The organism is Fodinicola acaciae (assembly GCF_010993745.1).
GTDB classification, from domain to species: Bacteria; Actinomycetota; Actinomycetes; order Mycobacteriales; family HKI-0501; genus Fodinicola; species Fodinicola acaciae.
Genome location: NZ_WOTN01000001.1, coordinates 1,540,969 through 1,555,655, shown reverse-complemented (window position 1 = coordinate 1,555,655; position 14,687 = coordinate 1,540,969). Strand labels below are relative to the sequence as shown.

The window sequence follows — 14,687 nt, the reverse complement described above, 5'->3', positions numbered from 1 at the left end:
GCAAAATATGCGCCCCGGGCATCTGTTGTCTCGATCCGCACCCACTCAACGACGTTGCGGTCAGCCAAACACCGCGACCTATCCGCGCGGCCTCTAAGGTCGCAGGTCTTCTGGCAGGTGCCGCACGGCCCACAGCGCGGCCTGCGTACGGTCGGCCGCGCCGAGCTTGCCGAGTATCGCGCTGACGTGCGCTTTCACCGTCTTCTCCGACAAAGCCAGCTCGCGTGCGATGAGCCGGTTGGACATGCCGCGGGCGATCAGGCCGAGCACCTCGCGCTCGCGGTGCGTGAGGTGCTCCGGCTCGGACACGTTGCGCATGACGGCGGCGGCGACCGACGGATGCAGCGGTGACCCGCCGGCGTGTACGGTCCGCAGCGCGCCGGCCAGTTCCGAGGGGTTGACGTCCTTGAGCAGATAGCCGGCGGCTCCGGCGCGTACGGCGTCCAAAACCGTGTTGTCGCTGGAAAAACTCGTCAGCACCAGGACCTTGACGGCGGGATGGTCGGCGGTGATCCGGCGTACGGCCTCGACGCCGGACATCCCCGGCAGCACCAGGTCCATCAGCACGACATCCGGCCGTGCGCGACCGATCAGTGCGAGCGCCTGCTCCGCGGTGGAGGCCTCGCCGACGACCTCGATGCCGTCCTGCAGCTCGAAAAAGCTGCGCAGGCCGGCGCGTACCATCTCGTGGTCGTCGCACAGCAGCACACGCACGGTCTCAGCAGTCACGCGTCACCTCCAGCGACACGATCGTGCCGGCACCGGGTTTCGACTCGACGTGCAGGTCACCGCCGAGTGCCGCGGCGCGCTCGGTCATCGACGACAGGCCCATCCGGCGCGACTGGCGTACGGTCCGCGCCAGGTCGAATCCGACGCCGTCGTCGGCAACGGTCAACCGCAGCGTCGTCGGCGTGAACTCCAGCGTCACCTCGATGTGCTGAGCGCTGGCGTGTTTGAGCGCGTTGGACAGCGCCTCGGTGGCGATCCGGCCGACCTCGTAGTCGGTGGCCGCCGACTGCCGGCGCTGCTCGCCTTTGAGCCGCAGCTCGATCGGCGTGTCGTGGATCCGGCGAAGCAGCTCGACGCGGCGGCGCAGCAGCGTGGACAGATCGTCGCGGCGTTCCTCGGCCGGTCGCAGCGTGTCGAGCAGAGACGCCAACTCCTCGCGCGCGGTGCCGGCGAGTGCGCGTATCCGGTCGACCTGCTCGACCAGTCGCGGATCGGAGTCCTTGGTCAGGCTCGCCGCCGACTCGGCCGCGAGGGTCAGGCTGAACATCGTCTGCGTGACCGAGTCGTGCAGATCCCGCGCCAGCCGCGCGCGCTCGGCGGCGACCGACAGCTCGCGCAGCCGCGACTGCCGCTGCGCGCTGACCACAGCCAGCGCCGCGTGCGCGGCCAACGCCTCGACCACGCGCATGTCCTCGTCGGTGAACTCGTCGCCGCCGAGCTTGTTGGACAGATAGAGCGCGGCGACGATCTCGCCGCTGGCCACCACCGGGACGCCGAGAAAGGAGACCATCTTCGGATGCGCCTTCGGCCAGCGGCCGGTGAACTTCGGATGGTCGCTGAGCCGGCGCAGCCGGAACGGCTCAGGATCGGCCAGCATGGTGCCGAGGAATCCGTGCGTACGCGGCAGATAGCCGATCGCGCCCCAGGTCTTCGCGTCGACGCCTTCGACCAGGAACAACGCGAAGCCGCCGTCGCCGTCCGGTACGCCGACCGCCGCGTGCCGCGCGTCGGTCAGCTCCTTGGCCGCCTTGAGGACCGTACGCAGCACCGACTCCGGTCGCCGCTCTCCTTGCAGGTCGAGCGCGACGTCCAGCAGCCGCTGCAGGGTCGCCGGGTCCGCCACGACTCCATCTTGCTACAACCGCCTGGCGTGGAACCTGACCTGCGAGCGCGTCGCCTCGACGCGTACGTCCGAGAAGCCGGCGGCGGACAGCCGCGCCGGCAGCGTGGCGGGGGAGACCGGAACCATCGTGTCGCCGATGTGCAGGAGCCGGAAACCGAGGCTCGGCAGGCTGTCGACACCGGCGAAGACACCGCCCGGTCGCAGCAGTCGGCGTGCCTCTGCGAACAACGCGTCCTGTGCGGCGACCGGTGACACGTGGTGCAGCATCGTGAAACACACGACACCGGAATAGGCGGCGGAGTCCAGCGGTACGTCCGCGCCGCTGGCACGGATGACCTCGATCCGGTCGCCGTAGGTGTTTTCCAGCCGTACGGCCAAAACCGGGTCGACCTCAACGGCGGTCAGCCGCTCGCAGTGGTCGGCCAGCACGCGCGTCGTCGCGCCGTACCCGGGGCCGATCTCGACGACGTCGTCGCCGATGCCGGCCCCGGCGAGCCAGTCGGTGAGTGGCTTCTCGACCGCGTTGGCCCACATCCGTGAGCTGCAGAGCCAGCGGTGCACCGCGTTCATCATGCGGTCGAGCATGGCCGTGGCGCGGCGCCGGCGGTTATGCCGCAGGCGCCACCGTGTGCCGGATATCGGTCACGTCAGGCCGTCGGCGAACGGCACCACGTCGCGACCGAAGGCCTCCAGGCCGGCCGGGTCGTCGCGCGTCCAGCCGGTGGCCACGTCGATGCCGAGGCCATGCAGCTGCTCGAGCTGCGCCTTCACCTCGTCGCGGTCGGCGCGGAAGTTGACCATGCAGGTCTTCTCGATCGCGTCGTAGTCGGTGCCTTCGCGCTCGCAGTGCTCGCGCAGCACGTTGAGCTTGTGCTCGACGTCGGGTCCGCCGAAGATGTTGCAGGCCTGCGCGTACTTGGCCACGAGCCGCAGCGTCTTCTTCTCGCCGCCGCCACCGATCAGGATCGGCGGATGCGGCTTGCTCAGCGCCTGTGGCGAGTTGAGCGTGCGGCCGAGCTGGTAGTGCTTGCCGTCGTACGCGGCGTCGGAGTCCGACCACATCTGCAGGCAGACCTGCAGTGTCTCCTCCAGCCGCTCGAACCGCTCGGCGGTCGGTCCGAACGGCAGACCGAGGCCGGCCACCTCCTCTTCGTTCCAACCGGCGCCGACACCGAGCATGGCGCGGCCGTTGGAAAGGACGTCCAGCGTCGTGACCGCCTTGGCCAGCACGCCCGGCTGGCGGTAGGTGGCCGCCGTGACCAGCGTGTAGAGCTTGACGCGCGAGGTGTGGGCGGCGATGAAACCGAGCGCCGTGTATGCCTCGAGCATCTCGTTCTCGACCGGTCCGACCACCGGGATCTGGAACAGGTGGTCCATCACCGAGACCCGGTCGAAGCCGATGTCCTCGGCCGCCTTCGCGATGGTGGCCAGATCGCTGCCGAGCTTGGCGGGTCCGTTGGGATAGCTGAAGTTGGGCAGGTGGAGACCAAGTTTCATGGTGTCCAGCCTATGGCGAATCGTCCGCTCAGACAGGCCCTGCCGATCCTGGGATAAATGGTTTGCCAAGCCTGGTGCCGGCGCTGCTAGGGTCCCATTCGTGTTTTACCTGCGCTAGCGACTCCAGGCGACGGTCGAGGTGTTGATCCCACCGTCGCGAGTCGCGGCGTGGGAGGAAGCACGTGCGCCTGCTGGCGCGGACCGTGCGTGGCCTGGAACCGGTCGCTTGCGCGGAAATTCACGAACGGCAGCTCGGCTGGGTGGAGAGCGTCCGCCACCGTGAGGTGGTTTTCCATCCGGTCGGCGACGCCCTGACATTGCGTACGGTCGACGACGTTGCCACGCTCGTCGCCGAAGTCGACGGCATCGGAGTGTCCACATCGGACCTTCGGCGCCTGTCGGCGGCCATCGATCGGCTCGAGGTCAGTGAAATCATCGGTCATGGGTCCAATGTGGACGTATCGGCGTCGGTGGTCGGCGCGCGGCGGTTCAACCGGTACGACGTGGAGGACGCGGTCGGCTCGCGGCTGCCCGGCTATCGGTCGCGCCGCGGCGGTGTCCGGCCGCCGGATGGCCTGACCTGGCGCGTGACGATCGAGGGTTCGCTGGCCAGAGTGGCCGTACGGCTCGGCCGCGCGCCGCTGCACCGGCGGCCGTACAAGGTCGCGTCGGTGCCGGGCACGCTGCATCCGCCGGTCGCGGCGGCGATGGCGCGGCTGGCCGGGGTCGCCGAGCGGCACGTGGTGCTGGATCCGTGCTGCGGAGCCGGCACGACGCTCGGCGAGTCGCCGGGTCTTCGCGTCGGTTTCGATCTGGACGTACGCGCGGCGGCGGCCAACCTGCGCGGCGTGACGTTGGCGGTCGCCGATGCGTCGGCGCTGCCGCTGGCGGACGGATCCGTCGATCGTGTGCTGGTCAATCCGCCGTGGGGTCGGGCCGTACGACCTGGCGGCGGGCTGACCGCCGACCTGGCACCGCTCTGGCGTGAGCTGCGTCGAGTGGTGACAGGTGAGGCGGTCGTGGCCGCGCTTTTGCCCGACGGCGTGACGCCGGCGGCCTTCCATGCGGTCCGTCGCGTGCCGATCCGCGTACACGGCCGACCGGCGGTCATCCACGTACTGGCCGGATAAGGCCGGCCAGCCCCATTCCGATCGCACCGCCGACTGATTATCGTCAGCCTCCATCATAATTCGGAAGGCGGGGTCCGATGAGGAGTTGGACAAGGCGGTGCGCGATGGTCGCCGCGGTCGTGTTGGCGCTGGCCGGGCTGACCGGCGTACGCGCGGATGCCGCGGCCCGGGCTGCCTGCGGTGTTGCCGGCGATCCAGCGGTGGACCGCCGGCGGCGCGCAGGGTTTCGGCTGGACCGGCAACGGCAGGATCGTGGTCAACACAGCCGACTCGGCGGCATTGGCCGCCGACGCGCGTACGTTCGCCACCGACGTCGGCGTGGTGATGCACCAGCCCGCGCCGCCAGTGGTGACCGGCGTGCTGGGCGACGCGCGGGCCGGTGACGTGTTCGTCGGGCTCGGCTCGACGGACCAGCTCGGCTCGGAGGGCTATGCGCTGACCGTCGCGCCGGTGCTGCAGTTGTCTGCTCGGGCGGCCGCCGGCGTGTTCTGGGGGACGCGTACGGTCCGGCAGTTGCTGCGCCAGTCGAGGACGTTGCCGGCTGGCGCGGCTCGGGACTGGCCGCGATATCGGATCCGCGCGGCGCTGGTGGACGGCCAGCCGTTTCCGATGGGGTGGTGGTTCAACGAGGTGCGCGAGCTGTCGTACCTGAAGATCAACGAGATGCGCTTTCCGGCGAACGCGGCCGGCATGACCGAGGCGCAGGAGCGGCAGCTGGACGCGTTCGCCAGGACCTACCACGTCGAGCTGACACCACTGATCGACATGCCGGCGTATCTCAATGTCGACGAAACACCGCTGCCGGACGCGTACGCGCTGCGCGGCGACAACGGCGAGAAGTTCGACGGCGCGCTGGATCTCACCAACCCGGACGCGGTGGCCTGGGCCCGAGGGCTGATCACCGGCTACATCGACGGCGGGTGAGCGTCACTCGGCGCTCAACGCCACCACAAACCCGGCGTTCGGCGAGCGCCACAACAAACCCGGCGCTGGGCGAGCGCCGCAAGAAACCCGGCGCTCGGCGACTACCGACAGGATCGCGGCGCTCGCCGAACGCCGTACGAAACGCGGCGCTCGCCGAGCGACGGCGGATGAGCGTCACTCGGCGCTCAACGCCACCACAAACCCGGCACTCGGCGAGCGCCACAACAAACCCGGCGCTGGGCGAGCGCCGCAAGAAACCCGGCGCTCGCCGAATGCCGCGTAAAACACGGCACTCGCCGTTGGTCGGCGGCTGGATCCTGCACCATTTCTGGTCGGGTGCGGTCTTCTCGTCGCCGTGCCGGTGACCGTGGTATTTCTGTTGTTGGCGGCCGTTCTGCTGCCGGAATCGCGGATTTCGCACGCCGGCCGTCTCCGGCCGGCGATCGTCTGCCCTCGACCGCGCACGACGCGTTCACCGATGGCCTGCATCTGGTCGCTGTGACATGCGCGGTGATCCTGCTCGTCATCGTGACGCTGAGCGTGCTCCTCCCGCGGGATTAGCGCGTTCGGTCCACGGGGTCAGCAATGCGTTGCCGGCCAACGGGTCGCGGTCTCGCCGCCACGGCTGGCCGATGGCGATCGCGGCGGCGATGGTGACGAACAGCGCGCTCGGCAGGAACAGCCGCAACGAGGTCGGGAACGGTGCCAGCAAAAGCGTGCCGAGATAGCCGGTGAAGGCGGCGGCGACCAGCGCGGTGACGATCGTACGGCGGAGCAGCACCGCGCCGATCACCGCGACCAGCGCGAGGACGAGCATGCCTTGCTCGTTGACCAGCGACCGCAGCTCCAAGCCCACCGACAATGCGACTCTGCCGGCGTAATAGGGAAATCCCTGGACCGGGCCGGTGAACTTTCCTTCCGTGTTCTGGGAAACCAGGTCGGTGAAGGTGACATGCGAGAACAGGTTGATGACGACCGTGGAGGCGAGTACGCCGGCCGCGGTCGCCGCGCACGCCTTCCACCAGCTGTCCCGCAGCTCGCTGGTCTGGCGCCAAGCCCACACCGCGACGAAAAACGCGAAAGCGCAGGCGAATGTGATGAGCTGGCGTGAGGTGTTGGCAAGGACGATCATCGCGACGCAGGCGACGATCCGCCGCATCGTCATCGGTGGCGTGGCGCCGGAGCGTGTCGGCCACGGCAGCGTGAACAGCCAGCAGGTCGCGGTCAGCAGGCTGAGCGACTCGGCGAGCGGCGTCACCGCGTACACCATCGGGGAGACGACGAGCAGCAACACCATGGCGAGCGTGGCGGCGACCGGTCGCGCCAGCCGACGCAGCAAGGCGTAGAAAGCTGGCACGAACGCCGCGTACGCGAGGAACGGCACGACGAACATGCCATTAACGCCGAAAAGTGCGACAAACGGCGCGGAAAGCAACGAATACAGCGGCCGGCCGGCGAACGAGTAGAAGGCCCGCGCGTCCCAGATCGGCGCCGCGTCCTTGACCCCCAGGAGCGTGACCGAGAAGTCGTGCACCTGCTGGTTGGCCGCGTACGGGTCGGCACCGAGGATGCGCAGCGTGAAATACAGATATGACCGGGAGTCGAACAGCCAGAGGTTGCGGCCCTGCGACAGCAGGAAAGTGAGATGTGCCGCGCCGGCGAGCAGGCCGACGGACAACACCAGGATCCACAGCAGCCTGCTGGTCCGGCGGCTCGTCGTCGGCGCGGCGGCCGTCTGGTCGGGGGAGGTGCGGGGGGTGACCAAGTCGAGTTGGCCAGGCATCGATACGTCGTCCCATCGTCGCGGATCCCCGTCCCGGCGATGGTACGACGGCTGCCATGGCAGCTGCAGATCAGCCAGCAGCGTAGGGATTTGCCAGCGCCGGCAGCGTGTCGGCGGCGAACAGGCGGCCGGCCAGGTGGTCGAGCGCATACCAGACGGCGCCGATCGGTACGGCCTCGGCGCCGAAGCCGGAAACCGCCACCCGCGGTGTGCTCATGCAGCGCAGCTCGAGCTCCGCGGTCAGGTCCGGCACGACAAGCTGCGCGTAGCTGGCGAAAACTCCGGTCAACAGCAGCATTTCGGGGTCTACCAAGGAAACCGCGATCGCCGCGACCTCGCCGATCGCGCGCGTGTAGCGGCGCATAGCCTTGCGCGCATTGGCATCGCCTTCGATCGCGGCGGTGGCGACGTCGTGGATGTGGTCGCCGGTCCGCGCCGCCACCGAGCAGGCGAGGATATGCTCGATCGCCGCGTCACCGTTGAGAGCGTTGAAAACCGACACGTCGCCGGCCATGCCACTGTGTCCGCAGCGGATCCTGCCGTCGAGCACCAGCGTGACGCCGAGCCGGCGGCCGGCCTGCAGCACGATCAGGTCGGAAATCCCTTGCGCTGCACCAATTCGCTGTTCGGCCAGCGTTCTCATCCACGCGTCGTTCTCCACCACGACCGGGAGCTCGAGCAGCTCGGTCAGCTCGGCCGGCAGGTCGGCGCCCGACCAGTCCGTTATCGCCGAGGACAACAGGACCTTGCCGTCCGGCGCGAGCTGTCCGGTCGTACCGGCGCCGACGAGCCACACGTCGCCGCGGCCAAGGCCAGCCCCGCCAAGCGCGTCGTCGATCGTCGCGGCGGTTGCCGCGAGCCGTCGCGTACGCGCGTCGTCCGGATTGACGGCGCGCTCCGCTCGCGCGACGACGGTGCCGGCCAGGTCGGCGACGGCCGCGCGGATCGCATACGCGCCGATGTCGACACCGACCACGTGGCCGGCCGCCGCGTTGAAGCGGAAGCGCTGCGCCGGCCGGCCACGGCCCGACGCATACGGCTCCTCGGCGACGACCCAGCACCGGTCGGTGAGACCGCGGATCACCTCGGCCAGCGAGGCCCTGGTCAGGCCGGTGCGCTCCACCAGCTCCGCGAGCCGCAGGTCACCACCAGTGCGGATGGCGGCCAGCACGGCGTGCTCGTTGATCTGCCGCAGCCGGTTGAGATCGCCAGCCGGCACCGCGGCTCGTGGCACGATCACACCGGCGACCTCCTTATTTCGCCGGACACTATCATAATTGAGGACGCAATCGGAATCCGATTGCGTCGCCGAACGCGGCGATCGGGTGATGTCTTTCCGGCCATCGGCTGCGCGGACCGGGCGCGGAAGGTGTCATGGCGTCCCGGCAGGTGGCGAAAAGGTCCACTCAATGGGATCCACGGCCCGGGTGGAACGATAAATGTCTGTCTTGTGAGGTTTACCGGAGGGGTGAATGTCGAGTTACTGGCGCTAGACGCACGAAACATGGCTTTCACGTCCGCGTGACCGCCGGCCCCTGTGGTGGGTGTGACTGCTGAGGCCAGCAATGCTGTTGTGGGCTTCTCGCCAGGCCGGGCTCAATGTCCAGGCGGGCTAATTGTCCGGTTTGATGTCTTGTTAACCAAGTATTACCCGGTCTGGCCGTCTCACCTGCATGGTTGGCCACAGCAGTCACACCAGCACCGCCCCTCGCCGCCGCTGGATGTTCACAGAGACTCCCTGACGCGCGCCTGGATCGCGGCGCCGTGGAAGTCGTTGCCTTCCAGGTCAGTAGCCGCGGGTACGGCGGGCGGCTGGCCGGCGCCAACCGGCGGCCATGGCAGCGATCGGCGTGCCGCGGAAGGCGCGTACCAGCTCGCCGCCCACGGTGATGCCGGCGGCCAGCGCCATGCCGATGGCCAGCGCCTGCGACAGGTTGAGCCACCCTTGACCGACGTTGCCGCCGCCGAGCTCCAGCAGGCCGCGATAGAGCGCGGTGCCGGGCAGCAGCGGACCGATCAGCGGCACGACGTACGGCAGCGCCGGCCGCCGCTGCCAGCTCGCGGCGAAATGCGCCAGCGTGCCGACGACTGCCGCTGAGACACCGGCGGACACGACTGGGTTGAGGTTGGCCTCGCGCATCAGCGTGTAGAAAACCCAGATCAGGCCGCCGCCGACCGCGGCGAACAGCAGCTCGCGCGGTGGTGTGTGCAGCGACAGCGCGAAGGTCACCGTCAGCGCGACCGCGGCGACGATCTGCAGCGCGTCCAGGCCTGGCGGCATGGCTGGCAGAGCGGCCATGGACAGGGGGAGTCCAAAGTGGACGGCGGTGTAGACGACGATGCCGACACCGGCCACGATCGCCGCCAGCGCGAAGAAAACCTCCAGGATCCGGGCAGCCGAGCTGACGAACGCGCCGGTGATGCCGTCGGCGACGCTGGCGACCAGCGGCCGTCCCGGCAGCAGCGTGATGATCGCGGCGGTGATGACCGCCGAACCCTGCAGCTGTACGCCGGTGGCCATGATCAGCACCGCGGTGAGCGCGGCGATCGCGGCCGCGACGGAGAACTGGTAGAACTCCGCGACTCCGCGCCTGGCAAGGAAAACGGTCGTCCGCTCGGCGAGCAGCGCGGCGACGAACGCGACGCTGGACACGATCAGTCCACCGCCGGTCAGCACGCTGGCGGCGGCCGACATCAGCGGCAGCGACAGGGCGATGATCCAGCGCGGGTAGAAGTTGCGGCCGTGCTTGATCTGCTTGAGGTCCAGGAACGCCACGTCCAGCGGCAGGCCGTCGGCGGCGTCGCGGATCAACTGGTGGACGGCGACCAGCCGCGTGTAGTCGGGCGAGCGCCGCCGTACGACCCGCTCACCGGTGACCGGCGCCGCGCCCTGGCCCGGCAGGCAGGAGATGGAGATCGCGGTGAAGTTGACGATCACCTCCGGCCGCGGCAGGTCGTACGACTGCGCCAGGCTCAGCATCGCCTCGGTGACGCTTTCGGTGGACTCGCCACTGGCCAGCAACAGCTCGCCGACCCGCAGCGCGAGGTCCATCGCGCGATAGGTCTCCGGCGTGCCGGGTTCCTCTTCGGTGAGGTCGACGACGACCGGCCGCCGGTGCAGCAGCCGGGACCACGGAGTGCGCGTACGTGGCCGGACGATCGTTTCCATGGCGGTGCCTGGCGGACCTTTCTCAAGTGGACACAGGGAATGACCCCTGCGAGATGTTTCGGAGGTGGAAGGTGTGGGGGACGGACGCCTAGGAATGTCGTCGGTCGGACAGGCCGGGACAACGCCGGCCAACTGGTGCGAACGCCGGTCGCGGAATACGCGTCGACGCCGCGGCCAGGGGGTGGTCACTGGCTGCGGTGACGGCGGTGTCACAGCGTCGCACAGCTAAATCGTAGGGGTTGCGACGCCTTCTGAAAGCCCCCTTGAGCTGTCACGTGTGCCACATGCTGGGAACGTTCCCGGAAAGTCGCTGACCAGTGCCGGCAACCCCGCGCGGACCGGCCGGACGTGTGGTTAGTGTGGACCAGACCACCACCGGCCGGACCGGTTACCGGCGTTCGAGAGGACAACCCCTGTGCACGACGATCGCAAATTGATCGAGGACCGCCTCAGCCGCGCGTTGCGGCAGCGGATCCGTCCGGCACTGTACGTGCGGACCGCGCCGCTGACCGTACGTGCCTGGCACGTCGACGGGGAGCCGGTGCCGACCGCGGACGCGCTCGCGGCGCACGCCGACGGCAGGTTCGAGTCGTTCGAGGTCGGCCAGGCCTGGGGGACGCCGTGGTCGACCACCTGGTTCGAACTGACCGGCGAGGTGCCGGCCGACTGGCGCGGCGAGCGGGTCGAGGTCGTCCTCGACCTGGGTTTCGAAGGCGACGGCCCCGGCTTCCAGGCCGAGGGTCTGGCGTACGACATCGACGGCGTGCCGATCAAAGGCATCTCACCGAAAAACGCGTACGTGCCGGTCGCGGACGGCACCGGAAACGTACACATTTTCGTGGAAGCCGCGGCGAACCCGGCCGTGCTGCACGACTTCCTGCCGACCGACCTCGGCGACAAGCTGACCGCGCCGCAGGTGAAGATCTACCGGCTGGCCAAGGCCGAGATCGCGGTCCGCGACGAGGACGTCTGGCAGCTGATCCACGATGTCGAGGTGCTCGACGAGGTGATGCGCGAGCTGCCGGTCACCGAGCCGCGGCGCCACCTCATCCTCCGCGCGCTGGAGCGCGCACTTGACATGCTCGACCTGCACGACGTGCCCGGCACGGCGGCCGCCGCGCGCGAGCAGTTGGCCGAGGCGCTGGCACAGCCGGCCAACGCGAGCGCGCACCGGCTCTCGGCGACCGGCCACGCCCACATCGACAGCGCGTGGCTGTGGCCGCTGCGCGAGACCGTACGCAAGGCGGCGCGGACGTTCGCCAATGTCACCGCGCTGGCCAAGGACTATCCGGAGCTGGTGTTCTCCGCGTCGCAGGCGCAGCAGTACGAGTGGGTCAAGAACAACCAGCCGCACATCTACCAGCGCATCCAGGACGCGGTGAAGTCCGGCAACTGGGCGCCGGTCGGTTCGATGTGGGTCGAGTCCGACGCCAACCTGCCCGGCGGCGAGGCGCTGGCCCGCCAGCTGATCGTCGGCAAACGCTTCTTCGCCGAGGAGTTCGGCGTGGACACCCAGGAGATCTGGCTGCCCGACTCGTTCGGCTACACCGCCGCGTTTCCGCAGCTCGCGCGGCTGGCCGGGGTGCGCTGGTTCCTCACCCAGAAGCTGTCATGGAACCAGACCAACCGGCTGCCGCACCACACGTTCTGGTGGGAGGGCATCGACGGCAGCCGCGTCTTCACGCACTTCCCGCCAGTGGACACCTACAACGCGGTCTTCTCCGGCGAGGAGCTGACCCGGGCGGTCAGCCAGTACGCCGAGAAGGGCCTCGGCAGCACCTCGCTGATCCCGTTCGGCCACGGCGACGGCGGCGGCGGCCCCACCCGCGACATGCTCGAGCGCGCGCGCCGGCTGGCCAACCTGGAAGGCGCGCCGAAGGTCGTCGTGGAGAAGCCGGAGGAGTTCTTCAAGCGGGCTGAGGCCGAATACGCCAACGCGCCGGTCTGGTCCGGTGAGCTCTACCTGGAGTTCCACCGCGGCACGTACACCAGCCAGCACCTCACCAAGGCCGGCAACCGGCGCAGCGAGCACCTGCTCCGCGAGGCCGAGCTGTGGGCGGCGACCGCCGCGTTGCAGGGCAAGGAATATCCGTACGAGAAGCTCGAAGAGCTCTGGAAAACCGTGCTGCTGCACCAGTTCCACGACATCCTGCCGGGCAGCTCGATCGCCTGGGTGCACCGAGAGGCACGTGAGACGTACGCACGCGTCGCCGGCGAGCTGGAGACGTTGATCGGCGCGGCGCAGGAAGGCGACGGTGACGGTGCCAGCCAGGGGATCCGCGTGTTCAACGCCGGGCCGCTGGCGCGTTCCGAGGTCGTGGCCGTGCCGGTTGAGCTGGCGCATGGCGTCGAGGCGGACCAGAAACTGGCCGACGGACGGGTCGCCATGTGGTCGACCACGCCGGCTCTCGGCACCGGATCGGCCGAGCCGACACTGCCGAGTGGTGTCACTCCGGTGTCGGTCAGCGACCGCCGGCTGGACAACGGGCTCGTACGGATTTCGTTGGACGACAACGGTTTCCTGCGCTCGATCTACGATGTGGCGGCCGACCGGGAGGTGCTCGCGCCGGGGCAGGTGGGCAACCTGCTGCAGCTGCATCCCGACCACCCCAACCAGTGGGACGCCTGGGACATCGACAAGTTCTACCAGCACTCGCACCGCGATCTGTCCGAGGTGGACAGCATCGAGGTGCTGGACGCCGGCCCGCTGACCGGCGCGATCCGGGTCCGCAGGTCGTTTGGCGCGTCCAGGATCGACCAGGTGCTGCGGCTCGGCGCCGGCAGCCGGCGGCTGGACATCGAGACCGAGATCGACTGGCACGAGGACGAGAAGGTGCTCAAGGCGGCCTTCCCGATCGACGTACACGCCGACCGCACGGCCTCGGAGATCCAGTTTGGCCACGTCCACCGGCCGACGCACCAGAACACCAGCTGGGACGCAGCGCGGTTCGAGGTCTACGCGCACCGCTGGGTCCACGTGGGCGAGCCGGGCTACGGCGTGGCGGTGGTCAACGACGCCACCTACGGCTACGACGTCGGCCGGACGACGCGCGATGGCGGTGGCACGACGACGACCGTACGGCTGACACTGCTGCGCGCGCCGAGGAGCCCCGACCCAGAGACCGACCAGGGCGTGCACCGCTTCACCTACTCGATCCGCGCCGGCGCCGGCATCCCGGACGCGGTCGCCGAGGGTTACGCGCTCAACCTGCCGCTGCGTGTCGGCGCCGGCGCTCCGACCGAGCCGCTGGTCGACGTGTCCGGCTCAGGTGTGATCGTCGAGGCGGTCAAGCTGGCCGAGGACCGGTCCGGCGATGTCGTCGTGCGGCTCTACGAGGCACACGGCGCACGTACGACCGCGTCCGTACGTGCCGGCTTCGACCTCGCGTCCGCCGGTGTGGTCGACCTCCTGGAGCGGCCGCTCGAGTCCGCCGAGACGGTCGACGGCGAGCTGCGCGTGCCGCTGCGGCCGTTCCAGATCGTGACCGTACGCCTCAAACCGGCTCGCTAGACCCTCCCGAGGGTGACGTTTCGACGGTCGTCAGAACACCTCGAAACGTCACCCTCGGCGTCGTGTCAGCGGAGCGGGTTGACGGTGTCGTGGAAGATCTCGCGGATGTCGGCGGAGTCGCTGCCACAGATGGCGTACGTGGCGGCGATGACGAGGCGGCGGTCGATCGCGGGGTCGTTGACCTCGACGCTGAAGCGTGCGCGCAGGCCGGTGTGGCGGCGGATGCGTACGCTCACCGCGCGGCTGCCTTGCTTGCTGAAGACCATCTGGAACGGCATGACGACACCGTCCGGCACCAGGATGAACGGAAACACGTAACGGATCGAGCTGACGCCGACGGCACGTGAGACCAGCAGCGGAGCGTCGTTCTGCTCGATCGTCCACGGACTGTACGTGAAGTTGCGGAAGTGCGACTCGATGGTGCCCAGCAGGCCGTAACGCGGTCCGAAGACCTTGTGGCCGCCGAAGCTCGCATAGCCGGCGATCTCCTGGAGTCCGCGACCGACCCGGATCTCGGCCAGGTCGCGGAGGTTGGACGTGACCCGCTTGACGATCCGAGCCACCGGCTCCCGCTGACCGCGTATGTAAAAGTCGAGCTGCGTCGCTTTGAACGTGTATCGCGTACGCACCGTGAATCGGTCGAGCGTCTGCAAATCGGCGGTCACGGAGGCAGGGTAGGGCTGCTGCGCCAGCCGAGCGAGTCGGTAGGGTGGGCGGTGCCGCGACTGGCGTACGGGACGTGGAAACGACCACGAGGGAGCGGCACAGCCCGGAGCGATCCGGGAGCCAACCGGAGTGTCGCGCGCCTGGGCACACCGCAG

The 14,687-nt window shown here is 69.1% G+C and carries 11 protein-coding genes and 1 riboswitch; of the genes, 3 read left to right on the top strand and 8 right to left on the bottom strand.

The genetic code is table 11. The features are described from left to right. Window positions 1–93: 93 nt before the first annotated feature. Genes GNX95_RS07300 through GNX95_RS07285 form a run of 4 tightly spaced genes read right to left on the bottom strand, consistent with a single transcriptional unit; the run spans window position 94 to window position 3,349 of the window. Window positions 94–729, bottom strand: coding sequence for a response regulator (locus GNX95_RS07300; RefSeq protein WP_163506353.1), 636 nt, complete (start codon window positions 727–729; stop codon window positions 94–96). After that, window positions 719–1,852 carry a GAF domain-containing sensor histidine kinase gene (locus GNX95_RS07295; RefSeq protein WP_163506352.1) on the bottom strand — a complete coding sequence of 378 codons (1,134 nt, stop codon included), beginning with the start codon at window positions 1,850–1,852 and terminating at the stop codon, window positions 719–721. The genes GNX95_RS07300 and GNX95_RS07295 overlap by 11 nt, the downstream gene beginning before the upstream one ends. A gap of 12 nt (window positions 1,853–1,864) precedes the next feature. Then, complete coding sequence (locus GNX95_RS07290; protein ID WP_222853445.1) at window positions 1,865–2,437, bottom strand: class I SAM-dependent methyltransferase; 573 nt, start codon at window positions 2,435–2,437, stop codon at window positions 1,865–1,867. Window positions 2,438–2,494: 57 nt separating this feature from the next. Further along, the gene (locus GNX95_RS07285; protein WP_163506350.1) at window positions 2,495–3,349 is read right to left on the bottom strand and encodes an LLM class F420-dependent oxidoreductase; all 855 of its coding nucleotides are present in this window, start codon (window positions 3,347–3,349) and stop codon (window positions 2,495–2,497) included. A gap of 182 nt (window positions 3,350–3,531) precedes the next feature. On the opposite strand from GNX95_RS07285, the gene GNX95_RS07280 reads away from it, so the two are divergent. Continuing rightward, the gene (locus tag GNX95_RS07280) at window positions 3,532–4,479 is read left to right on the top strand and encodes an RNA methyltransferase (RefSeq protein ID WP_163506349.1); all 948 of its coding nucleotides are present in this window, start codon (window positions 3,532–3,534) and stop codon (window positions 4,477–4,479) included. A gap of 156 nt (window positions 4,480–4,635) precedes the next feature. Continuing rightward, window positions 4,636–5,403 carry a glycoside hydrolase family 20 zincin-like fold domain-containing protein gene (locus GNX95_RS07275; RefSeq protein WP_163506348.1) on the top strand — a complete coding sequence of 256 codons (768 nt, stop codon included), beginning with the start codon at window positions 4,636–4,638 and terminating at the stop codon, window positions 5,401–5,403. Window positions 5,404–5,926: 523 nt separating this feature from the next. Here the strand turns inward: GNX95_RS07275 and GNX95_RS07270 are convergent. From GNX95_RS07270 to GNX95_RS07260, 3 genes are all read right to left on the bottom strand, one after another. Further along, complete coding sequence (locus GNX95_RS07270) at window positions 5,927–7,186, bottom strand: hypothetical protein (RefSeq protein WP_163506347.1); 1,260 nt, start codon at window positions 7,184–7,186, stop codon at window positions 5,927–5,929. A 70-nt stretch (window positions 7,187–7,256) separates the two neighbouring features. Then, window positions 7,257–8,426 carry an ROK family transcriptional regulator gene (locus tag GNX95_RS07265; RefSeq protein WP_163506346.1) on the bottom strand — a complete coding sequence of 390 codons (1,170 nt, stop codon included), beginning with the start codon at window positions 8,424–8,426 and terminating at the stop codon, window positions 7,257–7,259. Between the two features lie 546 nt (window positions 8,427–8,972). Beyond that, complete coding sequence (locus tag GNX95_RS07260) at window positions 8,973–10,355, bottom strand: threonine/serine exporter family protein (RefSeq protein WP_163506345.1); 1,383 nt, start codon at window positions 10,353–10,355, stop codon at window positions 8,973–8,975. A 415-nt stretch (window positions 10,356–10,770) separates the two neighbouring features. Between GNX95_RS07260 and GNX95_RS07255 the strand changes: the two genes are divergently transcribed. Further along, window positions 10,771–13,866: an alpha-mannosidase gene (locus GNX95_RS07255; RefSeq protein WP_163506344.1), complete on the top strand. Its 3,096-nt coding sequence runs from the start codon at window positions 10,771–10,773 to the stop codon at window positions 13,864–13,866. A 65-nt stretch (window positions 13,867–13,931) separates the two neighbouring features. Here the strand turns inward: GNX95_RS07255 and GNX95_RS07250 are convergent, their stop codons facing one another. Continuing rightward, the gene (locus tag GNX95_RS07250) at window positions 13,932–14,531 is read right to left on the bottom strand and encodes a hypothetical protein (RefSeq protein WP_163506343.1); all 600 of its coding nucleotides are present in this window, start codon (window positions 14,529–14,531) and stop codon (window positions 13,932–13,934) included. 46 nt (window positions 14,532–14,577) lie between these two features. Then, a riboswitch (ZMP/ZTP riboswitch) is annotated at window positions 14,578–14,685 on the top strand. Window positions 14,686–14,687: the final 2 nt, after the last annotated feature.

Excerpts from the sequence above, each read along its gene's own strand:
- GNX95_RS07290 (WP_222853445.1), bottom strand. The coding sequence starts at position 2,437 with ATGCTCGACCGCATGATGAACGCGGTGCACCGCTGGCTCTGCAGCTCA.
- GNX95_RS07285 (WP_163506350.1), bottom strand. The coding sequence starts at position 3,349 with ATGAAACTTGGTCTCCACCTGCCCAACTTCAGCTATCCCAACGGACCC.
- GNX95_RS07275 (WP_163506348.1), top strand. The coding sequence starts at position 4,636 with ATGCCGCGGCCCGGGCTGCCTGCGGTGTTGCCGGCGATCCAGCGGTGG.
- GNX95_RS07270 (WP_163506347.1), bottom strand. The coding sequence starts at position 7,186 with ATGCCTGGCCAACTCGACTTGGTCACCCCCCGCACCTCCCCCGACCAG.
- GNX95_RS07260 (WP_163506345.1), bottom strand. The coding sequence starts at position 10,355 with ATGGAAACGATCGTCCGGCCACGTACGCGCACTCCGTGGTCCCGGCTG.